Raw genomic sequence first — 21,463 nt, forward strand, 5'->3', positions numbered from 1 at the left:
GGGTGCGGCGCGCTCCGATGCGACCTGGGCTCGCGGCTAGGCCTCGATGACGACCGGCACGATCATCGGGCGGCGGCGGATGCGCGTGCCCACCCAGCGGCCGACCGTGCGGCGCACGACCTGCGAGTACTGGTGCGTGTCGCGCGTGCCGGACTCGCCCGCCTCCGCGAGCGCCTTGACGATCTTCGGTCGGATGTCGTCGAAGATCGAGTCGTCCTCGGCGAAGCCGCGCGCGTGGATCTCGGGCCCCACGATGATCTTGCCCGTCTGCGGCTCGACCGCGACGAAGATCGAGATGAAGCCCTCCTCGGCGAGGATGCGGCGGTCCTTCAGGTCGGCCTCGTCGATGCGGCCCACCGACGAGCCGTCGACGTACACGAAGCCGATCTCGAGCTGGCCGGCGACGGCCACCCGGCCGTCCTTGAGGTCCCAGACGGTGCCGTTCTCGCCCACGTGCGCGCGCTCGCGCGGCACGCCCGTGTCGATCGCGAGCTGCGCCGCCGCGTGGAGGTGGCGGTACTCGCCGTGCACGGGGATGACGTTGCGCGGGCCGAGGATGTTGTAGCAGTACAGCAGCTCGCCGGCCGAGGCGTGGCCCGAGACGTGCACCTTCGCGGAGCCCTTGTGCACGACCTTCGCACCCAGCTGCATGAGGCCGTTGATGATGCGGAAGACGGCGTTCTCGTTGCCCGGGATGAGGCTCGACGCGAGGATGACGGTGTCGTCGTCGCCCACCTCGATGCGGTGCTCCTGGTTGACGATGCGGCTGAGCACGGCCATCGGCTCGCCCTGCGAGCCCGTCGACATGAAGACGACCTGGTGGCGGGGCATCTGCTCGGCCTTCTTCTGGTCGACGACCACGCCGTCCGGCACCTTCAGGTAGCCGAGGTCGGCCGCGATGCCCATGTTGCGCACCATCGAGCGGCCGACGAAGGCGACCTTGCGGCCGTGCTCGGCGGCGGCGTCGAGCACCTGCTGCACGCGGTGCACGTGGCTCGAGAACGAGGCGACGACGACGAGGCCCTTCGTCCGGCCGATGACCTGCGACAGCACGGGGCCGATCTCGCGCTCAGGGGCGGTGAAGCCCGGCACGTCCGCGTTCGTGGAGTCGACGAGGAACGCGTCCACGCCCTCCTCGCCGAGCCGCGCGAAGGCGCGGAGGTCGGTGATGCGGTCGTCGAGCGGCAGCTGGTCCATCTTGAAGTCGCCCGTGTGCAGCACGAGGCCCGCCTTCGTGCGGATCGCGACCGCGAGGGCGTCGGGGATGGAGTGGTTGACGGCGACGAACTCGGTCTCGAACGGACCCAGCTGCTCGACCTGGCCCTCGCGCACGGTGTGCGTGTAGGGCTTGATGCGGTGCTCCTTGAGCTTCGCCTCGATGAGCGCGAGCGTGAGCTTCGAGCCGAGCAGCGGGATGTCGGCCTTCAGGCGCAGCAGGTACGGCACGGCGCCGATGTGGTCCTCGTGCCCGTGCGTGAGCACGATGCCGACGACGTCGTCGAGGCGGTCGCGGATGGGCCCGAAGTCGGGCAGGATCAGGTCGACGCCGGGCTGGTGCTCCTCAGGGAAGAGGACGCCGCAGTCGACGATGAGCAGCTTGCCGTCGAGCTCGTAGACCGTCATGTTGCGGCCGACCTCGCCGAGGCCGCCGAGCGGGATGATGCGGAGCGTGCCTGCCTCGAGCGGGGCGGGCTGGGTGATGGCCGTCAAGGGCCCTCCTTCGTCTTCGGCTCGCCCTGGGGCGAGCGGTCATGTGGGGTGCGCGCACCTCGCGCGCGGAAGCCTGGTGCTGTGGTGGTGATCGTGATGGTGCGGTGCACGCTCAGCGCGTGGTGCCGTGCACCTTGGGCAGCGCGCCGCCGGCCGCCGCGTTGCGGTCGGGGCGGAAGCGGCTGAGGTCGAGGCCGTCGATGCCCTTGACGAGGGCGATCTCGTCCTCGATGAGGGCGGCCTCGGTGTCCTCGGGGCCGACGAGCGGCAGGCGCACGCGCGGGCTGCCGATGCGGCCGAGGCCGTGGAGGATGTACTTCGTGGCGACCGTGCCGGGCACGTGCGTCATGGTCGCGCGCACGAGCGGCTCGAGCGCGCGGTGCTGCGCCTGCGCCGTGCGCAGGTCGCCGGCGTTCACCGCGTCGATCATGGTGCGGTACGGCTTCGGGGCGATGTTCGCCGTGACGCCGATGAGCCCCGAGGCGCCGATCGCGAGGTGCGGGAGCACGTTCGCGTCGTCGCCCGAGAAGTAGAGCAGGTCGGTCTGGTTGAGCACGCGGCTCACCTCGGCGAGGTCGCCCTTCGCATCCTTCACGGCCAGGATGTTCGGGTGCTTCGCGGCCCGCAGGAGCGTCTCGTAGCGGATCGGGATGCCGGAGCGGCCGGGGATGTCGTAGAGGATGACGGGCAGGTCGGTGGCGTCGGCGATCATGCGGAAGTGCGTGAGGATGCCGGCCTGCGTGGGCTTGTTGTAGTACGGCGTGACGATCATGACGCCGTCGGCGCCCGCCCGCTCCGCCTGGCGGTAGAGGTCCATCGCGTGGGCGGTCTCGTTCGAGCCGCCGCCCTGGATGACCTTGGCGCGGTCGCCCGCCACCGCCTTCGCCACCTCGACGAGCCGGATCTTCTCCGGATCGGTGAGGGTCGAGGTCTCGCCCGTCGTGCCCGAGACGACGATGCCGTCGGCGCCGTGCGTCACGACGTCGTCGATGAGCCGCTCCACGTCGTCCCAGGCGACCTCGCCGTCGGCTGCGAACGGGGTCACGAGCGCGACGAGCACCTGGCCGAAGGGATTGTGGGTCACGGCTCCAGGCTATCGCGGCGGGCGCGCCCGCCCGGCCCTGGGCCCGTGGCAGGCCCTAGCGTGGGCGCATGATCCGCCTCCCGCTCCCGTCCCGCGCCCTGCACGGCGCCTGGCTCGAGGCGATGCGCGAGTTCGAGGGCGAGACGCTGCACGGCTTCTCGACCTTCGGCTACGAGGTCGAGGAGCTCGCGCTGCCGGACCGGTTCGAGCACTGGCTCGCGCGCGAGGCGCGCCAGCGCGTCGAGGGCCAGGACGGCTTCGTGCCGGCGACCGTGTGGTGGATCGTCGACGACGACGAGCCTGAGCGGGTGCTCGGCTCCATCCACCTGCGGCACGAGCTGGACGACTGGCTGCTCGCCGAGGGCGGCCACATCGGCTACGGCGTGCGGCCCTCCGCGCGGCCGGGGCGTCGCGACCGCGGCGCTGCGGCTCGTGCTCGACGAGGCGCGCGCCCTGGGGATCGGCCGCGCGCTCCTGCTCTGCGACGCCGACAACCCGCCGTCGCGCGCCACGATCCTCGCCGCGGGCGGCGTGCGGGATGCCGAGCCCAGCCCGTACGAGCGCTACTGGATCACGCTGTAGCGGACGCGGCCCGCTCGAGGGTGCGGTACCGGTAGCCGAGGCCGGTGCGGCTCTCGTGCCAGCCCTCGGCCGGATCGCGCGCGGTCTCGCGCCAGCCCTCCCCGGGCTCGGGCGCGGTCGTGTCACCCTCGGCCTCGAGGTCGATGTCGGTGATCTCGAGCACGTCGGCGCGATCGATCGCGTCGCGGTACACCCGGCCGCCGCCGATGACCCAGGCCTCGCCGCCCTCTGCGAGCCTGCCCGCCAGCACGAGGGCCTCCTCGAGGCTGCCGACCACCTGCGCGCCCGCCGCCTGGTACGCCGCGTCGGAGGTGATGACGACGTTCGCGCGGCCCGGGAGCGGGCGGAAGCGCTCGGGGAACGACTCCCACGTGCGGCGGCCCATCACGACGGGGTGCCCGGTCGTGATCGCCTTGAAGCGCGCCATGTCCTCCGGCAGCGACCAGGGCATGTCGCCCGCGTCGCCGATGACGCCGTCCCGGGCCTGCGCCCAGATCATGCCGATCCGCATCAGACGGCGACCGGCGCCTTGATGCCGGGGTGGTGCTGGTAGTCGACGACCTCGAAGTCGTCGAGCGCGTAGTCGAGGATGCTCTCGGGGGTGCGCAGGATGCGCAGGCTCGGCAGCGGGAAGGGCTCGCGCGCGAGCTGCCGCTCGACCTGCTCGACGTGGTTGTCGTAGATGTGGCAGTCGCCGCCCGTCCAGACGAGGTCGCCCGCCTCGAGGCCCGTCTGCTGCGCGAGCATGTGCGTGAGCAGCGCGTAGCTCGCGATGTTGAAGGGCACGCCGAGGAACATGTCCGCCGAGCGCTGGTACAGCTGGCACGACAGCCGGCCGTTCGCGACGTGGAACTGGAAGAACGCGTGGCAGGGCGCGAGCGCCATGTCGGGGATGTCGGCCGGGTTCCAGGCCGAGACGATGTGGCGGCGGGAGTCGGGGTTCGTGCGGATCGACTCGACGACCTGCGCGATCTGGTCGATCGTGCCGCCGTCGGGCGTCGGCCACGAGCGCCACTGGACGCCGTAGACGGGGCCGAGGTCGCCCTCCGCATCGGCCCACTCGTCCCAGATGGTGACGCCCTGCTCCTGCAGCCAGCGCACGTTCGACTCGCCGCGCAGGAACCACAGCAGCTCGAGCGCGATCGACCGGAAGTGCACGCGCTTCGTGGTGATGAGCGGGAAGCCCTGCGCGAGGTCGTAGCGCAGCTGGCGGCCGAACACCGAGCGCGTGCCGGTGCCGGTGCGATCGCCCTTCGCCTCGCCGTGGGCGAGGACGTCGGCGAGCAGCTGCTCGTAGGGGTGCCCGTCGAAGCGCGCTCCGGTGGCCGTGATGTCGCTCATGCTGCCTCCTGCTCTCCATCCTGCACCGGATCGGCCTGCGCCGGTCCGCCCACGCCGCGACGCAGGCGGAGCGCCGTGCGCGCGGCGCGTCGCGCCCGCTTGCGGTCGCGCGCCGCGTCGTACGCCATCGACAGCCGGAGCCAGGACTCCCACGAGCCCTCGTGCGCCTCCACGTCGGCGCGCGCCGCGGGGAAGGCCGCGAGCGCGGCGTCCTTGTCGGCCCGGCCCCCGGGCGTCGTCGGCAGGGGCTCGGGCATGCCGCCCGCGGCGTCGAGCGCTCGGATCGCGCGGTCGAGCTGGATGCCGAAGACGACCTCCCGCACGAGCGCCCACGCGCCGACGAGGAACATCACGAGCAGCGCGATGCCCACGACGACCGCGATCGGCTCGCCCGTGGCGATGAAGCGCACGGCGCGGTCGCCCGCGACGACGACGTAGAGGGCGAGCAGCGCCGCCATCGCGAGCGCGGCCGGCCGGGTGAGCCCCGCCGGGGCGGCGCGCCGCTCGCTCACGCGAGGCCCAGGAGGTCGCCGATGCCGACGACGACGCCGGGCTGCGGCTCGGCGCGGAGCGCGAGCAGGATGCCGGCCGCGTACGACTCGGGGCTCGTGGTGTCGTGGCGGATCGTGAGGGTCTCGCCGAGGCCGCCGAAGACGACCTCCTGGCGCGCGACGACGCCCGGCAGGCGCATGGCGTGCACGGGGACGCCGGCGATGACGGTGCCGCGGCCGGGCTCGTCGGGCGTCGGCGCCTCGAACGCGCGCACGGCGCCGATCGCCTCGGCCGTGCGCGTCGCGGTGCCGCTCGGCGCATCGACCTTGCGGGCGTGGTGGGCCTCGAGGATCTCGACGCTCTCGAAGTGGCGCGCGGCGATCGTCGCGAGGTGGGTCTCGAGCACGCTGCCGAGCGAGAAGTTCGGCACGATGCGCACGCGGTCGCCGCCGCGCCCGCGGAGCGCCGCGATGCGCGACTCGCTCCAGCCGCTCGTGCCGACGACGACGGGCACGCCCGCGGCGACGGCGGCCTCGACGACGCGCTCGCTCGCCTCGAGCACCGTGGCGTCGAAGAGCACGTCGAGGCCGTCGAGGTCGAGGCCGTCGCGAGCGTCGACCGGCACGGCCACCAGGTCGTCGGCCTCCTCGACGAGCCGGAGGGCGAGCGAGCCGAGCCTGCCGGTGCTGCCGGAGACGCCGACGCGGAGGGAGCGAGCCATGCCTCCAGCCTACGAGGCGACCGGGCGCCGAGGCGGTCGGCGGTCGCCGCGCGCGTAGGGTCGAGAGCGTGAGCGTCACCATCGAGCCCCTCGCCGCCGACTCCCCCGTCGCGCAGGCGCTGCTGCAGGCGTACTTCGCGGATCGCGCCATCACGTTCGTCGGCGGCGGGTACACGCCGAAGCCCGCCGACCCCGCGACCCTCGCCGCCCCCGACGGCGCGTTCCTCGTGGCGCGCGCCGAGGACGGCGAGGCGATCGGCTGCGGCGCGCTCCGGCGCCTCGGGCCCGCGCGCTTCGAGGTGAAGCACCTCTACGTCGCCCCCGCCGGCCGCGGCCGCGGCACCGGCGCCGCGCGCTGCGCGCGCTCGAAGCGGAGGCCGTGCGGCTCGGCGCCGACGAGGTCGTGCTCGACACGAACCGCTCGCTCGAGGCCGCGAACGGCCTCTACGCCTCGCGCGGCTACGCGGCGATCGAGCCCTACAACGACAACCCGAACGCGACGAGCTGGTTCCGCAAGCCGGTCGGCTGACCGCCCGGCCGGGCTCGTCGACCGGTCACGCGCGGCGACGCGCGGAGCCGCTCGGCAGCCATCCGCGACCGCTCGACGAGGCGGCGCGGCGGGAGCGACCGCTCGACGAGGCGGTGCGGCGGGAGCGACCGCTCGGGGGCCTCGGGCGGCGGGAGCGACCGCTCGGGAAGGGGCAGCGGGTCAGTAGGGCTGCGGGATCGCGAGGCCCGTGCGGTCCTCGGGCGGCAGGTGGCCGAGGTCGTTGTGGGCCACGAGCTGGGCGGGCTTGCCCGAGCGCAGGCGGATGATCGTGAGGCCGCAGTTGGCCTGGTTGAGGGCCATCCACTGCCAGGCCGGCGCCTGCATGACCTCGCGCACGAACCAGCCGATCACGAAGTTGTGGGTCACGAGGAGCTCGTTGACGTCGCCGCGCGAGGGCTGCAGCCACTGGTCGCCCGCGTCGGCCATCTGCGCGGCGCCCGCCTCGGCCTGCTCGGGCCGCACGCTCTCGAGGAAGCGGTGGAAGCCGGAGGGCGTGTCGGGCTCGAGGCCCGAGGGGATGCAGTCGAGCAGCAGCGACGAGCGCTCGAACGGCACCGCGGGGAGCCGCTGCTGCATGATCGACGCGGTCTCGATCGCTCGCTCGAGCGGCGAGGTCCACGCATGGTCGAAGCGCACGCCCGACAGCCGCTGCGCGATCGCCTGCGCCTGGCGGACGCCGCGCGGCGAGAGCGCGCCGTCCTCGACGCCGTGCTCGGCATCCACCTGCTCGCCGTGGCGGACCAGGTAGAGCAGATGGGTCATCGATGCCTCCGGGCGCGTGCAGCGTCGTACGTGTCAGGGGCCGGCGGGAGCCGACGGGCGACGGGCGTCGCGCATCGTCGCGCTCAGGCCGTCGCCTCCACCGTACCCCGAGCGGCGCCGGCGACGAGCCGATCGAGGCCGTCGACGGCGGGGCCGACCGCGGCGATCGAGCGCGGGCCCGCCGCGAGCTCGCCGGCGAGCGCGCGCACGTCGGCGTCGGTCACGGCGTCGATGCGCTCGAGCGCCGCGTCGAGGTCGGCGAGCTCGCCGAGCGAGAGCTCCGCGCGGCCGAGGCGCGACATGCGCGCATCCGAGTCCTCGAGCGCGAGCGCCGAGCCGCCTGCCAGCTGGCCCTTCGCGCGCCGCAGCTCGTCGGCGTCGACGCCGCCCTCGGCGAGCCGCTCGAGCTCCGCCGCCATGAGCGTCGCGACCTCGACGGCGCTCCGCGGCGCGCACGCCGCGGCGAGCGCCATGAGCCCGGCGTCCGCGTAGCCGGAGGAGTAGGAATAGACGGCGTAGGCGAGGCCGCGCCGCTCGCGCACCTCCTGGAAGAGCCGCGACGACATGCCGGAGCCCAGCACGGTGTTGAGCACGGCGAGCGCACCGCGCCGATCGTCGCGCGAGACGAGGCCGGGCATGCCCATGATGAGGTTCACCTGCTCGAGCGGGCGGTCGACGACCGTGAGGCCGCCGGCGCCGGGCTCGACGCGCGCGCGGTCGCGGCGGGGCCGGGGCCGGCCCTCCGCGAGGCTCCAGCCGTGGCGCACGAGCGCCTCCTGGAGCTGCGCGACGACCCGGTCGTGGTCGAGCGCGCCCGCGACGGTCACGACGACGTCGCCCGGGCCGTAGTGCTCGCGGTAGTGCTCCATGACGCGATCGCGCGAGACGGCGCGGATCGACTCGGGCGTGCCCGCGATCGGCAGGCCGAGCGGGTGGTCGCCGTGCACGAGCTCCGCGAGCCGCTCGGAGGCGACGTCGGCGGGGTCGTCGTCGGCCATCGCGAGCTCCTCGAGGATGACGCCGCGCTCGCGCTCGAACTCATCCGGGTCGAGCACGGAGGACGTCACCATGTCGGCGAGCACGTCGATCGCCATCGGCAGGTCGCGGTCGCGCACCTTCGCGTAGTAGCAGGTGTGCTCCTTGGCGGTGACGGCGTTGTGCTCGCCGCCCACCTCGTCGAACGCGACCGCGATGTCGAAGGCGCTGCGCGTCGGCGTGCCCTTGAAGAGCAGATGCTCGAGGAAGTGCGTCGCGCCGCGCGCATCCTCGCGCTCGTCGCGCGAGCCCACGGGCACCCAGAATCCCACCGAGGCGCTCTGCGCGCCGGGCATCTGCTCGGTGAGCACGCGCAGGCCGCTCGGCAGCAGGCTGCGGCGGACGATGGCGCCGCCGGCGGCGGCGATGGCGAGCTCGGGCGTCTCGCGCGGCAGGGGCACGACGGGCATCCGACCAGCCTAGCCGCGCGCCCCGCGGCCCGGGACGACGGAAGCCCCCGCCGAGGCGGGGGCTTCCGGGTGCGTCAGTCGCTGCCGATCACTCGGCGGCGGCCTCCGCGGGCGCCTCCGCGGGCGCGGCGTCCTTCGACTCGTCGACGAGCTCGAGCGAGAGCTTGCCGCGGTCGTCGAGCTTCGTGATCTCGACCTGGAGCTTCTGGCCGACCGACACAACGTCCTCGACGGCCTCGATGCGCTTGCCGCCGTTCAGCGGGCGCATCGCGGTCACGTGGAGCAGGCCGTCGCGACCCGGCAGCAGCGAGACGAACGCGCCGAACGACGCGATCTTCACGACGGTGCCGAGGTAGCGCTCGCCGACCTCCGGGTTCTGCGGGTTGGCGATCGCGTTGACCGCGGCGCGCGCGGCCTCCGCCGAGGGGCCGTCGACCGCGCCGATGTAGACGGTGCCGTTGTCCTCGATCGAGATCTGGGCGCCCGTGTCGTCCTGGATCTGGTTGATCGTCTTGCCCTTGGGGCCGATGAGCTCGCCGATCTTGTCGACCGGGATCTGCACGCTGATGACGCGCGGCGCCGTGGGCGCCATCTCGTCGGGGGCGTCGATCGCGGCGTGCAGGACCTCGAGGATCTTCGTGCGCGCCTCCTTCGCCTGCGTCAGGGCGCCCGCGAGCACCGAGGCCGGCAGGCCCGAGAGCTTCGTGTCGAGCTGGATCGCCGTGACGAACTCGGGCGTGCCCGCGACCTTGAAGTCCATGTCGCCGAGCGCGTCCTCGGCGCCGAGGATGTCGGTGAGCGCCGCGTAGCGGGTCTCGCCGTCGACCTCGTCCGAGACCAGGCCCATCGCGATGCCCGCGACGGGCGCCTTCAGCGGCACGCCGGCGTTGAGCAGCGCGAGCGTCGAGGCGCACACGGAGCCCATCGACGTCGAGCCGTTCGAGCCGAGCGCCTCCGAGACCTGGCGGATCGCGTACGGGAAGTCCTCCCGGCTCGGCAGCACCGGCATGAGCGCGCGCTCGGCCAGGGCGCCGTGGCCGATCTCGCGGCGCTTCGGGCTGCCGACGCGGCCCGTCTCGCCCGTCGAGTACGGCGGGAAGTTGTAGTTGTGCATGTAGCGCTTCGACGTCACCGGGCTCAGCGAGTCGATCTGCTGCTCGAGCTTCAGCATGTTGAGCGTCGTGATGCCCATGATCTGGGTCTCGCCGCGCTGGAAGATGGCCGAGCCGTGCACGCGCGGCACGACCGCGACCTCGGCGTCGAGCGGACGGATGTCGGCGAGGCCGCGGCCGTCCATGCGGACGCCCTCCGAGAGGATGCGGCCGCGGACGACCTCCTTCGTGACGGCCTTGTACGCGCCCGAGACCTGCGTGGCGACGCTCGGCTCGAGCTCGCCGCGCTCGACGCGGGCGTTGATCTCCTGCTTGACCTGCTCCTTGAGCGCGTCGTCGGCGTCCTGGCGCTCGATCTTGCCGGCGATCTGGTAGACCTCCGACAGGCGCTCCTTCGCGACCTCGCGGACGGCCGTGAGGGCCTCGTCCGAGTAGGGCGGGAAGAGCGGGTACTCCTGCGTCTCCTTCGCGGCCGTGCGCGCGACCTCGGCCTGCGCGGCGACGAGCTGCTTGATGAAGGGCTTGGAGGCCTCGAGGCCCTGGGCCACGACCTCCTCGGTCGGCTTGATGGCGCCGCCCTCGATGAGCTCCCACGCGTGGTCGGTGGCCTCGGCCTCGACCATCATGATCGCGACGTCCTCGACGCCCGCGGCGTCGGTGACGACGCGGCCCGCGACGACCATGTTGAACACGGCCTGCTCGAGCTGCGAGTGCTTCGGGAACGCGACCCACTGGCCGTCGATGAGCGCGACGCGCACGCCGCCGATCGGGCCGTCGAAGGGCAGGCCCGAGAGCTGCGTCGACATGGACGCGGCGTTGATGGCGAGGACGTCGTAGAGCTCGTCGGGCTCGATGGCGAGCACGGTCACGACGACCTGGACCTCGTTGCGGATGCCCTCGACGAACGACGGGCGCAGCGGCCGGTCGATGAGGCGGCAGGTGAGGATGGCGTCGGTCGAGGGGCGGCCCTCGCGACGGAAGAACGAGCCGGGGATGCGGCCCGCGGCGTACATGCGCTCCTCGACGTCCACGGTGAGCGGGAAGAAGTCGAAGTGGTCCTTCGGCTGCTTCGAGACGCTCGTGGCGCTGAGGAGCATGGTCTCCTCGTCGATGTACGCGACCGCGGCGCCCTGCGCCTGCTGCGCGAGGCGGCCGGTCTCGAACCGGACGGTGCGGGTGCCGAAGCGGCCGTTGTCGATGACGGCTTCGGCGAAGGTGATCTCAGGACCCTCCACGGGTCTCCTCTCGTCGGCGCGCGGACGCGCTGTCGAACACCGCGATCCGCGGCGAGGAGGTGGTCATCAGTGGAGGAGGTCGAAGCTCCGCTTCGGCATCCTCCACCAACGACCAGTCTCTGGGTCTCGTCGGGGATGCGCGATCGGCCGCCGCAGACGCTGACGCGGCCGGGTCGATGCTATCAGCCGGAGGCCCGGATGCCGCGGAGGCCTACGGTGCCGCGCAGACGACGAAGGGGCCGCCCCTCTCGGGACGGCCCCTCGTGCCTCTGCGGGCGGCGTCGAAGGCTGCGACTAGCGGCGCAGGCCGAGGCGCTCGATGAGCGCGCGGTAGCGCTCGATGTCGATGTCCTGGAGGTAGCCGAGCAGGCGGCGACGCTGACCGACGAGCAGCAGCAGGCCACGACGCGAGTGGTGGTCGTGCTTGTGCTCCTTCAGGTGCTCCGTGAGGTCCTTGATGCGGCGCGTCATGAGCGCGACCTGCACCTCGGGGCTCCCGGTGTCGCCCTCGTGCGTGGCGTACTCCTCGATGATGGCCTTCTTGACCTCTGCGTTCAGGCTCATGTGGACCCCTCTCTGCTTGCAGCGCGGTGCCCCTGCCCGATGCAGGAGCGCTCTCTGTCCGCGGCCGATGGACGGCAACCTGAAGACTCTACCAGGGATCCGCAGCGCCCGTCGCGCGCATCCGCGGCCCGCGCCCCGCGCTCAGCGGCGGATCGGCCAGGCGTCGAGGTCGCCGAAGCGCTGCACGCGCTGCCCCGCGACCGCCTGCACGGGCGTGCCCTGCGCGAGCTGCACCGGCTGGCCGATCACCGTCGTCACCATGCGCCGCCGATGCTGGAGCAGGCGGGCGAGCAGGCCCGCCTCGTCGGCGACGTCGCGCGCGACGTGCCGCCCGACGAGCGAGCGCTGCCGGTGGTTCGCGAGGCGCGTCGCCGTGTGGATGTAGTCGCGCATGGGCGCCCTGAGGCCCCGCCGCCGCGCCCAGTCCATGAGCGCCGCCCGCCCCTCGCCCGAGGAGAGCCGCTCGACCTCCTCGTGGGTGAACCAGCCCGCGCGCCCGTAGTCGTGCAGGCGTGCGCGCGTGATCCGCACCTCCTGCCGCAGCAGCAGCCAGACGAGCGCGGCCGCGAGCGCGCACAGCGGCACCTGCACCACGAGGTAGTAGGCGAAGAAGCCGAGCTCGCCGCCCGGCACCCAGAAGCCGGCGGAGTTCCACAGCGCGTGGAGCCCCGCCGAGACGAGCCAGCCTGCGGGGCCCGCGAGGAGCACCCACGCGCGCGAGCGCGCTCGCGCGGCGAGGCCGAGCGCGAGCCCGATGCCGACGGCCGTGAAGATCGCGTGCGTCAGCGGGCTCATGATGCCGCGGAGGAAGAAGATGAAGGAGCCGTCGCCCGTGTCGGCGAGCGTCGTGCCGAAGTAGAGGATGTTCTCGGTGAAGGCGAAGCCCGCGGCGGAGAGCGCCGCGAACACGACCCCGTCGACCGGCCCGTCGAAGGTGCGCCGGAACAGCAGGAACATGATGAGGACGGGCACGCCCTTCCACAGCTCCTCGACGACGGGCGCCTGCACGACCGTCGCGTAGAGGTCGTAGGCCGCCTGGTCGGGCAGGAACGGGCCGACGATCGGCAGCAGCACGAGCTCGTTCGTCGCGAGCGTCAGCAGCACCGCCGCGATCCCGCCCCACAGCGCCGCGAACCACATCGCGACGCGCGGCTCCGGCTCCCACCGGTCGATGGCGAGCACGGCCCAGATGACGAACGAGAGCGGCACGAGCGCCATGACGCCGGAGACCGCGAGCAGCACGGGGCTGCCGATCGCGCCGCCGAGGAAGAGGATGACCAGGAACGAGGCGAGCGCGAGCGCGACGATGCCGACGATGCCCGCGACGAGCCCCGTGCTCGGGCCCTCGCGCCGCCGCAGCGGCGACGGGACGGGGGCGGCCGCGGGGCCGGGCTGCGGTGCGCTCACGAGGGGAGCGTAGCCGCCCCGCTCCCCCCGCGCGCCGAGCGCGCGTCGGGAGCGGGGCGCGGGGCTCAGCGCGCGTCGCCCGCGGGGGCCGGCGCCTCCGGCATGGGGATCACGGGGATCGCCTGCGTCACGGGCTGGAGGCCCGAGAGCCGCGCGGGCTGCAGCAGCTTCTCGACGCGCTCGCGGTCCATGAGCCCCGCCTCGACGACGAGGTCGGCGATCGACTGGTGGCCCGTGAGCGCCTCGTGCGCGAGCTTCGCCGAGGCGGCGTAGCCGATGTAGGGCGTGAGGGCCGTGACGACGCCCACGGAGGTGCCGACCATGAGGTCGAGGCGCTCGCGGTTGGCCTCGATGCCGTCGACGCAGTTGACGCGCAGCGTGAGGCACGCCTGCGTCATCCAGTGCAGGCTCTGCAGGATCTGGTGGGCGATGACCGGCTCGAAGGCGTTCAGCTGCAGCTGGCCCGCCTCCGCCGCGGCCGTCACGGTGGCGTCGGAGCCGATGACGGCGAACGCCACCTGGTTCACGACCTCCGGGATGACGGGGTTGACCTTGCCCGGCATGATCGACGACCCGGCCTGCTTCGGCGGGAGCGTGATCTCGCCGAGGCCGGCCTGCGGGCCCGAGGAGAGCAGGCGCAGGTCGTTGCAGATCTTTGACAGCTTCGCGGCGCAGCGCTTCAGCGTGCCGGAGAGCGTCATGAAGACGCCCGTGTCGCTCGTGGCCTCGATGAGGTCGGCGGCCGCGACGATCGGCAGGCCCGTGAGGTCGGCGAGGTGGCGGCACGCGGCCTCCGCGTAGCGCGGGTCGGCGGTGATGCCCGTGCCGATCGCCGTCGCGCCGAGGTTGACCTCCGAGAGCCAGGCGATCGTCTCCTCGAGCCGGTCGCGGTCCTCGCGGAGCGTGACGGCGAAGCCGCGGAACTCCTGGCCGAGCGTCATGGGCACCGCGTCCTGCAGCTGCGTGCGCCCGACCTTCAGGACGTCGCGGAACTCCGTGGCCTTCGCGTCGAAGGCGTCGGTGAGCAGCGTCAGCTCGTCGAGGAGGCGGCGCAGCGTGAACGCCATCGCGACCTTGATGGAGGTCGGATACGTGTCGTTCGTCGACTGCGATCGGTTGACGTCGTCGATGGGGCTGAAGTGCTCGTAGGAGCCCTTGCGGTGGCCGAGCTCGACGAGGCACGCGTTCGCGATGACCTCGTTCGTGTTCATGTTCGTGGAGGTGCCGGCGCCGCCCTGGATGACGCCCACCTTGAACTGGTCGTGCAGCTCGCCGCCGCGGATGCGCCGGCACACGCGGTCGATGAGGTCGGCCTTCTCGGGGTCGAGCACGCCGATCTCGCGGTTCGCCCGCGCGCACGCCTGCTTGACGACCGCGAGCGCGTTCACGAGGTCGGAGTACACCGAGATCGAGCGGCCCGTGATGGGGAAGTTGATGAGCGCGCGCTCGGTGTGGATGCCCCAGTAGGCGTCGCGCGGCACGGGGAGCTCGCCGAGGGAGTCGCGCTCGAGGCGCGTGGGGCCGCTGTAGGCGTGCTCGCCCTGGGGCGCGGGGTCGAGCTTGTACGTGGGCGTGTCGGTCATCTCGGCTCCATCGCCTCGTGCCTCGCGGGGATCGTGCCCACGGGTCTGTCGGTGCATCGAACGCGGGGGTCGCCCGCGGCACCGAGCCTAGCCGGGCGCGCGGTGCCGATCGGCGATGCCGCGCCCGTCGGACGGCCATGGCGCGGCGGAGTATCGTGCTCCGGGTGCGCCGCCTCATCCTGCCCCTCGTCGTCGTGACCGCGCTCGCCCTCGCGGGCTGCCAGGCGGCCGAGCCCGAGCCCTCGACGACGCCCGCGCTGCCCGCGCCGAGCGGCTCGGCGGCGCCGAGCGAGTCGCCCGTGACCGCCGAGGGCGACCCGGACGCGCCCGAGGGCTACCCCATCGCACCGCCGACCGAGCTGCCGGAGTGCGCGGCGCTCGACGCCGCTGTGGCTCCGATCGTGCCCGCGGGCTTCGCCTTCGACCAGGAGGTCAGCGACGCGCAGGACCAGGAGGACGTCTCGGTCGAGCGCCAGTGCGCGTGGACCTCAGGAGAGCGGGTGCTGCGCATCACCGTCTCGGGCATCGCCTTCGCGCCCGAGGAGCTCATCGCGCTCTCCTCCTCGCGCCTCATCACCCCCGACGCCGCGGCGAACGAGCGCGGCCTGTTCGTGATGGGCGTCGACGAGCCGCCAGCGCTCGACGCGCCCTTCGCGGGCACCGTCAACGTCTACGACCAGTTCGTCACGGCCTCCGTCGGCTGGTCCGAGGGCCAGGCCCCGTTCTCGGGCCAGCAGGCCGTCGACGCGGCCGTCGCGGTGCAGGACGTCGTGCGCGGCTGAGGCCGACGCCTCCGCGCTCGGGCCCCGACCCGATCGCCTCCCGCCGCGGCCGCTCGGCCTCGCCGCGCCGCTCAGGCAGCGGCGCGCAGCTCCTCCGCGATCGCCTCGATGCCGACGAGCACCTCGGCGAAGGTCGTCGACAGCGGCGAGAGCCCGATGCGGATGCCGTCGGGCGCGCGGAAGTCGGGGATGACGCCCCGCTCCCACAGCCGCGCCGTGACCTCGCGGAACGCGGGGTGCGCGATCGTCAGGTGGCTGCCGCGGTGCGGCCCCGCCTCCGGGCTCACGAGGCGCGCGCCGAGCGGCAGCACGAGCGCCTCGATCGCCTGCTCCGCGAAGCCCGTGAGCGCCACCGACTTCGCGTGCACCGCCTCGATCCCGACCTCCTCGAGCAGCTCGACCATCGCCTCGAGCGCGACGGTCGCGAGCACGGGCGGCGTGCCCGAGACGAAGCGGCGGAGGCCCTGCGCGGGCTCGAAGCGCTCCCCCATCGCGAAGACGTCGGCGGCGCCCATCCACCCCTGGATGGGCTGCGCGAGCGAGGCCTGGTGCTCGGTGCGCACGTAGGCGAAGGCCGGGCTGCCGGGGCCGCCGTTCAGGTACTTGTAGCTGCAGCCGACCGCGAGGTCGACGCCCCAGGCGTCGAGCTCGGTGGGGATGACGCCCGCCGAGTGGCAGAGGTCCCAGAGCACGAGCGCGCCCGCGCGGTGCGCGGCCGCGGTGATGCCCGGCACATCGGCGACGAAGCCCGAGCGGTAGGCGACGTGGCAGAGCAGCACGAGCGCCGTGCGTTCGGAGACGGCCTCCTCGACCTGCTCGAGCGTCGCCCCCGCGGCGCGGTCGACGCGGAGCCAGCGGATGCTGCAGCCGCGCTCGGCCGCGATGCCCTCGACGATGAAGCGGTCGGTGGGGAACGAGTCGTCCTCGATGACGATCTCGGTGCGGGCGGGATCGGCGGCGAGCTGCGCGTCGACGGCGGCGCGCACGAGCTTGTAGAGCAGGACGGTCGTGGAGTCGCCGACGAAGGACTGCCCGGCCGCGGCGCCGACGAGCGCGCCGATGCGGTCGCCGAGCGCGTAGGGGCGCGCCATCCACTGCTCGTCCCAGCCGCGGATGAGCCGGGTGCCCCATTCGCCGCCGACGAAGTCGGCGAAGCGCTGCGGCAGGCTCGCGAGCGGACGGCCGAGGGAGTTGCCGTCGAGGTACGAGACGACGTCGCCCTCGCGCACGAAGGCCGAGGCGTGCCGGGCGAGCGGGTCGGCCGCGTCGAGCGCGGCGGCGCGGCTGCGGAGGTCGGTCGTGGCGTCGGTCATGCGGGGCTCCTCGGGCTCTCGTGCCGGTCAGGCGGCGAAGGATGCGGGGTCGAGGTCGGCGGCCGTGACGGCGCGCGCTGCGTGCAGCGACCAGATGGCGGCCTCGTCGTCGGCGACGTCCTCGGGCAGCGCGGTCGTGCTCGACGCGGCGCGGCCGAGCAGCGCGTCGAGCGGCGCGCCGACGAGCGCGTCGACGACGCGGCCGGCGCCGAGCGCCGCGGTCACGAGGCTCGCGACCTCCTCGTCGTCGATGCCGAGGCGGCTCGTGCCGTTGCCGAGGTCGGTGCCGTGCAGCACGGCGCCGCCCGCCTGCGCGAACCGCAGCAGGTTGTCGACCGCGCAGCCCCACGCGGCGTCGTCGCCGTCGCGGCGGTGCATGCCGAGGGTCGAGATCCACGTGGTGCGCGCGGCCGCGGCCTCGATGACGCGCCGCGGCAGCGCCTCCGACCAGGGCGCGTGGGCGAGGATCGCGACGCCGTGCTCGATCGCGCGCTCCGCCTGGCCCGCTCCCTGCACGTGCGCGGCGACCGGGAGGCCCGCGACGCGCGCGGCGGCGACGATCGCGACGAGCGTCAGGTCGTCGACGACGGGGCCGGCCTCGGCGTTGAGCGCGAGCCTTGACCACGGCGGCACCCGCGGCGGCCTGCGCGGCGACGGCGGCCGCCGCGTCCTGCGCACCCGCGACCGCGTGCGCCGCCTCCTGCGGCGCCCAGCCGCTGCGGCTCGGGTAGCCGCCGGGCGCCGTGAGCAGGGCGCCGGCCCACGCGACCTCGAGCGCGGGCGCCGCATGCCGGTGCGCGGCCGCGATGCCCGGCAGTAGGGCCGGATCCCAGCCGAGGTCGAGCGCGCGGCCGATCGCGGTCGGTCCGGGCTCGGCGAGGCCGAGGTGCACGTGGGCGTCGGTGAGCGCGGGCAGCAGCGCGATCGGGAGGCGCTCGAGGGCGGCGCGGTCGGCCTCGGGGGCGAGCCGCAGGCCTCGGCCGACGGCGACGGCGACGTCCTCGTGCCAGGCGCCCGCGACGCGCGCGCGGGCGACGCGGACGATGCGCTCGGCGGGCGCTGCGGGCGCGGCGACCACGGCGCTCAGGCGCCGATCCGGGTGCGGACGGCGTAGAGCTCGGGGAAGAACGTGAGCTCGAGCGCGCGCTGCAGGAAGCTCGTGCCGCTCGAGCCGCCCGTGCCCGTCTTCATGCCGATGGTGCGCGTGACCGTGCGCAGGTGCCGGAACCGCCACATCTGGAAGTTGTCCTCGAGGTCGACGAGCTCCTCGCACGCCTCGTAGGCGCGCCAGTCGTCGCCCTCCCCCGGCGTGCCCGCGCCCTCGTAGATGCCGACGAAGACGTCGACGAGCGGCTCATGGAAGACGTGCGCCTTCCGCACGTCGCGCTCGAGCACCTCCCGCGGCACCGCGTGGCCGCGGCGGGCGAGGTGGCGCAGGAACTCGTCGTAGAGGCTCGGCCGCTCGAGCTCGGCCGCGAGCGCAGCGTGGTCCTCGGGCGCGGCCTCGAAGACCTTGAGCATGCGCTCGTGCTTGTTGCCGAGCGCGAACTCCACCTGCCGGTACTGCGCCGACTGGAACCCCGAGGCGCTCGCGAGCGCGCCGCGGAACTGCGCGTACTCGGTGGGCGTGAGGGTGGCGAGGACCGACCACTGCTGCGTCAGCACCTCCTGGATGTGCTTGACGCGCGCGATGCGCTTCAGCGCCGAGCCGAGGTCGTCGGCCGCCAGCAGGCGCCGCGCGTCGTCGAGCTCGTGCAGCACGAGCTTCAGCCAGAGCTCCGTCGTCTGGTGCTGGATGATGAACAGCAGCTCGTCGTGGTGCTCGGGGCGGCTCTTGGGGTGCTGCGAGGCGAGCAGCGTGTCGAGGCCCAGGTAGGAGCCGTAGGTCTGCCGGTCGCGCAGGTCGGTGACGATCGTCGACTCGATCTCGCGGGTGTTGTCCTCGACGGCCACGTCGGCCCTCCCCTCAGCCGGGAGCAACGCTAGCGCGGCCCCCGATGCCCCGCGCGCGATGCGCGGTCGGCGCACGGGCGCCGGGCGGTGACGGCGGTCGCGCCGATCTCGTCGTCCTCGTGCACGCGCGCGCCCTGCAGCCCCGCGGCCTCGAGGATCCGGATCGCCTCGGCGACCTGCGGCGGCGCGACCTCGGTGCCGACGAGGCCGCCGGGCGCGAGCCGCGCGGCGACCTGCGGGGCGAGCGCGCGCAGGGGCTCGAGGCCGTCGGGGCCGCCGTCGAGCGCGAGCGGCGGCTCGTGCTCGCGCGCGTCGCGCGGGAGGTGCGCGAGCTCGGCCGTGGGCACGTACGGGAGGTTCGCGGCGACGGCGTCGAAGCGGAGGCCCTGCGGCAGCGCACCGAGGTCGGCGCCCAGCAGCACGAGCGCACCGGGGAGGTTGGCGCGCGCGTTGGCGACGGCGGCGGGATCGGCGTCGACCGCCGCGATGCGCAGGCCCGGCACCCGGTGGGCGGCGAGCGCCGCGATCGCGCCGGTGCCGCAGCCGAGGTCGAGGAGGCTCGCGCCGCCGCGCGCGGCGGCAGCCGCCGCGAGCGCCGCGGCGACGAGGCGCGCGAGGAGCAGGGTGCGGCGGCGCGGCACGAACACCCCCGGGCGCACGAGCACGCGCAGGCTCGCCGAAGGCGGCGCCGCCGACCACCACCTCGATCGGCTCGCCCGCGATGCGGCGCGCGACCATCGCGTCGAGCGATCCGGCGTCCGCGGCCGCGCGCCGCAGCTCGGCGAGCTCGGCCTCGGCGAAGGCGCTGCCCGAGGCGCGGAGCGCGGCGATGCGCGCCGCGTCGTCCTCGTGCCCCGCCATCGCTCCCCCGCCCCGCGCCGGATCCCGGCATCCGCTGCGCGCCCGATCCGGGCGCTCCGCCCCAGGCTCCCACGGCCCGCCGCGCGCGCGACGGTAGCCTGCGCGCATGCCGCGCATCGATGCCTCCGCCCTCGACCACCTCGTCGCGCTCGTGCAGGTGCCGACGGAGTCGCCCGAGCAGCTGCCGGCGTTCCGCGCGGCGCTCGAGGCCCGCTTCCCGCGGCTCTTCGCGGCGCTCGAGGTGGAGGCGGTGGGCGACACGATCCTCGCCCGCTGGGCCGGCCGCGGCGAGGGCGCGCCCGCGCTGCTCATGGCGCACCAGGACGTCGTGCCAGCGCCCGCCGAGGGCTGGACGCATCCGCCGTACTCCGGCCACCGCGACGGCACGCACGTGTGGGGCCGCGGCACGCTCGACGACAAGGGCTCGCTCGTGGGCATCTGCGTGGCCGTCGCGGCGCTGCTCGACGAGGGCTTCCGGCCCGCGCGCGACGTGTGGCTGCTCTTCGGCCACGACGAGGAGACGATGGGCACGGGCGCCGCCGACGCGATCGCGGTGCTCGCCGAGCGCGGCGTGCGGCCGGCCTGGGCGCTCGACGAGGGCGGCGCGATCATCGAGCCGCCCATCGCCGGCGTGGCGCGCGACGTCGCGGTCGTCGGCGTCGCCGAGAAGGGCTTCGCGAACGTGCGGCTGCGCGTCGCGCAGCAGGGCGGCCACGCCTCGACGCCGCCGCGGCTGCCCGCCACCTCGCGGCTCGCGCGAGCCATCGGGCGGCTCGACCGGGCCCGCTTCCCGCGCTCGCTGCCGGAGCCCGCGATCCGGATGCTCGAGCTGCTGGGCGCCGAGGCGCGCGGGGCCCAGGGCGCGGTGCTGCGGCGCGTGCGGCGGGCGCGGCCGCTCGTCGAGCGCATCCTCGCCCGCGGCGACGAGACGCGCGCGATGCTCGCGACGACCGCGGTCGTCACGCAGCTCTCGGGTGCGGCCGCGCCCAACGCGCTCGCAGAGGAGGCCGTGGCGGTCGCGAACGTGCGGATCGCCGTGGGCGAGGACGTCCCCGGCACGCTCGCGCGCATCCGTGCCGCGATCGCCGACCCGGCCGTCGAGGTCTCGCTGCTGCACGGGCACGGGCCGAGCCCCGTGAGCCCCTCGAGCGGGCCCGGGTGGCTCGACCTCGAGGCGGCGATCGGGCGCCTGCGACCCGACGTGCTCACGGTGCCCTACGTGGTGCTCGGCGGTACCGACGGCCGGCACGCGCACCGCGTCACCGACCGCGTGTACCGCTTCGCGCCGTTCGCGATGACGCGCGAGGAGCGGCTGGGCCTCCACGCCCGCGACGAGCGCATCCGCGAGGACACCTGGCTCGACGGCTGCCGCTGGTACGCCGACCTGCTCGAGCGCTCCTGCTGACTCGCCGAGCCGCCGGCCCGCCGAGCGGTCGCTCCCGCCCGCGCAGCCCCGCGAGCGGTCACGCGTGGTCGTCGGGAGGGCCCGATCGTGACCACAGGTGACCGGTCGGCGTCGCGGCGGCGAGCCGCCAGTGCAGGAGGGCCGCCCCGAGGACGCCGCCGAGCGCGAGGAGCGCGGGCACGAGGGCGATGAGGTGCTCGCCCGTCGCGGCGCCCGCGATCCAGCCGGTGAGGACGACCGCCCCGACGCCGAGGTGCGTCCTGAGCCACCGCCCGGGCGGCACGGACCGCCACAGCGAGCCCGCGGCGCGCCAGCTGCAGAGCACGAGGAGCGTGAGCGCCACCAGCACGAGCCACAGCGGCGGGGCGAGGTCGAAGGGCAGCGCCGCGAGGACGGAGAGCGGCAGCCACGACACGAGCGCGTAGCGGCCCACGAGCATCGGGGTCGTCGGGATCGTGTGCAGCGGCCGGCCGTCGTCGACCGAGCCGGTCACCGGGTTCGGGATCCGCGTGGCCGCGGCGTCGGTCGTCTCCATGCCCCGGGGCCAGCGAAGCGGACGAT

The 21,463-nt window shown here is 74.4% G+C and carries 22 protein-coding genes and 1 pseudogene; 5 read left to right on the forward strand and 18 right to left on the reverse strand.

Annotated features, from left to right (window positions below; genetic code table 11):
• Positions 1-36: 36 nt before the first annotated feature.
• From OVA14_RS00215 to OVA14_RS13650, 3 genes are all read right to left on the reverse strand, one after another.
• Complete coding sequence (locus OVA14_RS00215; protein WP_267504336.1) at positions 37-1,710, reverse strand: ribonuclease J; 1,674 nt, start codon at positions 1,708-1,710, stop codon at positions 37-39.
• A gap of 112 nt (positions 1,711-1,822) precedes the next feature.
• Positions 1,823-2,794: a 4-hydroxy-tetrahydrodipicolinate synthase gene (gene dapA / locus OVA14_RS00220; protein WP_267504337.1), complete on the reverse strand. Its 972-nt coding sequence runs from the start codon at positions 2,792-2,794 to the stop codon at positions 1,823-1,825.
• On the reverse strand, positions 2,791-3,165 hold the full coding sequence (locus tag OVA14_RS13650) for a hypothetical protein (protein WP_420710601.1): 375 nt from the start codon (positions 3,163-3,165) through the stop codon (positions 2,791-2,793). Before OVA14_RS13650 ends, dapA begins: the two co-directional genes overlap by 4 nt.
• A gap of 61 nt (positions 3,166-3,226) precedes the next feature.
• On the opposite strand from OVA14_RS13650, the gene OVA14_RS13655 reads away from it, so the two are divergent.
• Entirely contained in the window at positions 3,227-3,376 is a 150-nt protein-coding gene (locus OVA14_RS13655; RefSeq protein ID WP_420710602.1) for a hypothetical protein, read from the forward strand.
• On the opposite strand, the gene OVA14_RS00230 is transcribed toward OVA14_RS13655, so the two are convergent.
• The 4 genes from OVA14_RS00230 to dapB are packed head-to-tail and all read right to left on the reverse strand — an operon-like array spanning position 3,366 to position 5,930.
• Positions 3,366-3,875, reverse strand: a complete 510-nt coding sequence (locus tag OVA14_RS00230; protein WP_324288021.1) for a dihydrofolate reductase — start codon at positions 3,873-3,875, stop codon at positions 3,366-3,368. The genes OVA14_RS13655 and OVA14_RS00230 overlap by 11 nt on opposite strands.
• Before the next feature lie 11 nt (positions 3,876-3,886).
• Positions 3,887-4,717 (reverse strand): thymidylate synthase, encoded by an 831-nt coding sequence (locus OVA14_RS00235; RefSeq protein WP_267504340.1) that lies wholly within the window; start codon positions 4,715-4,717, stop codon positions 3,887-3,889.
• Positions 4,714-5,229, reverse strand: coding sequence for a hypothetical protein (locus OVA14_RS00240; protein ID WP_267504341.1), 516 nt, complete (start codon positions 5,227-5,229; stop codon positions 4,714-4,716). Before OVA14_RS00240 ends, OVA14_RS00235 begins: the two co-directional genes overlap by 4 nt.
• Positions 5,226-5,930 (reverse strand): 4-hydroxy-tetrahydrodipicolinate reductase, encoded by a 705-nt coding sequence (gene dapB / locus OVA14_RS00245; RefSeq protein WP_267504342.1) that lies wholly within the window; start codon positions 5,928-5,930, stop codon positions 5,226-5,228. The genes OVA14_RS00240 and dapB overlap by 4 nt, the downstream gene beginning before the upstream one ends.
• A 227-nt stretch (positions 5,931-6,157) precedes the next feature.
• Between dapB and OVA14_RS13395 the strand changes: the two are divergent.
• Both OVA14_RS13395 and OVA14_RS00250 read left to right on the forward strand, forming a co-directional pair.
• Positions 6,158-6,220 (forward strand): annotated as a pseudogene (locus OVA14_RS13395) (hypothetical protein); the annotation flags it as partial.
• Between the two features lie 89 nt (positions 6,221-6,309).
• Entirely contained in the window at positions 6,310-6,459 is a 150-nt protein-coding gene (locus OVA14_RS00250; protein WP_267504343.1) for a hypothetical protein, read from the forward strand.
• A 180-nt stretch (positions 6,460-6,639) separates the two neighbouring features.
• Here OVA14_RS00250 and OVA14_RS00255 read toward each other — a convergent pair whose 3' ends face one another.
• The 6 genes from OVA14_RS00255 to OVA14_RS00280 all read right to left on the reverse strand — a co-directional run bounded on the left by OVA14_RS00255 (position 6,640) and on the right by OVA14_RS00280 (position 14,588).
• Complete coding sequence (locus OVA14_RS00255) at positions 6,640-7,242, reverse strand: histidine phosphatase family protein (RefSeq protein ID WP_267504344.1); 603 nt, start codon at positions 7,240-7,242, stop codon at positions 6,640-6,642.
• 83 nt (positions 7,243-7,325) lie between these two features.
• On the reverse strand, positions 7,326-8,687 hold the full coding sequence (locus tag OVA14_RS00260; protein ID WP_267504345.1) for a M16 family metallopeptidase: 1,362 nt from the start codon (positions 8,685-8,687) through the stop codon (positions 7,326-7,328).
• Between the two features lie 88 nt (positions 8,688-8,775).
• A complete protein-coding gene (locus OVA14_RS00265) occupies positions 8,776-11,034 on the reverse strand; it encodes a polyribonucleotide nucleotidyltransferase (protein WP_267504346.1) in 2,259 nt (752 codons plus the stop codon).
• Positions 11,035-11,328: 294 nt separating this feature from the next.
• Positions 11,329-11,598, reverse strand: coding sequence for a 30S ribosomal protein S15 (rpsO, locus tag OVA14_RS00270; protein WP_267504347.1), 270 nt, complete (start codon positions 11,596-11,598; stop codon positions 11,329-11,331).
• Between the two features lie 141 nt (positions 11,599-11,739).
• Positions 11,740-13,005 carry a PrsW family intramembrane metalloprotease gene (locus OVA14_RS00275; protein ID WP_267504348.1) on the reverse strand — a complete coding sequence of 422 codons (1,266 nt, stop codon included), beginning with the start codon at positions 13,003-13,005 and terminating at the stop codon, positions 11,740-11,742.
• A 65-nt stretch (positions 13,006-13,070) separates the two neighbouring features.
• Positions 13,071-14,588 (reverse strand): aspartate ammonia-lyase, encoded by a 1,518-nt coding sequence (locus OVA14_RS00280; RefSeq protein WP_267504349.1) that lies wholly within the window; start codon positions 14,586-14,588, stop codon positions 13,071-13,073.
• 164 nt (positions 14,589-14,752) lie between these two features.
• Here OVA14_RS00280 and OVA14_RS00285 point away from each other — a divergent pair, with 164 nt between their 5' ends.
• Positions 14,753-15,370 carry a hypothetical protein gene (locus OVA14_RS00285; RefSeq protein WP_267504350.1) on the forward strand — a complete coding sequence of 206 codons (618 nt, stop codon included), beginning with the start codon at positions 14,753-14,755 and terminating at the stop codon, positions 15,368-15,370.
• Between the two features lie 71 nt (positions 15,371-15,441).
• Here OVA14_RS00285 and OVA14_RS00290 read toward each other — a convergent pair whose 3' ends face one another.
• The 4 genes from OVA14_RS00290 to OVA14_RS00305 form a co-directional block, all read right to left on the reverse strand.
• On the reverse strand, positions 15,442-16,683 hold the full coding sequence (locus OVA14_RS00290; protein WP_267504351.1) for a kynureninase: 1,242 nt from the start codon (positions 16,681-16,683) through the stop codon (positions 15,442-15,444).
• A 27-nt stretch (positions 16,684-16,710) separates the two neighbouring features.
• On the reverse strand, positions 16,711-17,316 hold the full coding sequence (locus OVA14_RS00295) for a hypothetical protein (RefSeq protein ID WP_267504352.1): 606 nt from the start codon (positions 17,314-17,316) through the stop codon (positions 16,711-16,713).
• Positions 17,317-17,766: 450 nt separating this feature from the next.
• Positions 17,767-18,636, reverse strand: coding sequence for a tryptophan 2,3-dioxygenase (locus OVA14_RS00300; RefSeq protein ID WP_267504353.1), 870 nt, complete (start codon positions 18,634-18,636; stop codon positions 17,767-17,769).
• Positions 18,637-18,665: 29 nt separating this feature from the next.
• The gene (locus OVA14_RS00305) at positions 18,666-19,301 is read right to left on the reverse strand and encodes a methyltransferase domain-containing protein (RefSeq protein WP_267504354.1); all 636 of its coding nucleotides are present in this window, start codon (positions 19,299-19,301) and stop codon (positions 18,666-18,668) included.
• 302 nt (positions 19,302-19,603) lie between these two features.
• Here OVA14_RS00305 and OVA14_RS00310 point away from each other — a divergent pair, with 302 nt between their 5' ends.
• On the forward strand, positions 19,604-20,902 hold the full coding sequence (locus OVA14_RS00310; RefSeq protein ID WP_267504355.1) for a M20/M25/M40 family metallo-hydrolase: 1,299 nt from the start codon (positions 19,604-19,606) through the stop codon (positions 20,900-20,902).
• Positions 20,903-20,960: 58 nt separating this feature from the next.
• On the opposite strand, the gene OVA14_RS00315 is transcribed toward OVA14_RS00310, so the two are convergent.
• Positions 20,961-21,437, reverse strand: coding sequence for a hypothetical protein (locus tag OVA14_RS00315; protein ID WP_267504356.1), 477 nt, complete (start codon positions 21,435-21,437; stop codon positions 20,961-20,963).
• Between the last annotated feature and the right edge of the window lie 26 nt (positions 21,438-21,463).

The sequence above is a fragment of the Agrococcus sp. SL85 genome (genome assembly GCF_026625845.1).
GTDB lineage: Bacteria > Actinomycetota > Actinomycetes > Actinomycetales > Microbacteriaceae > Agrococcus.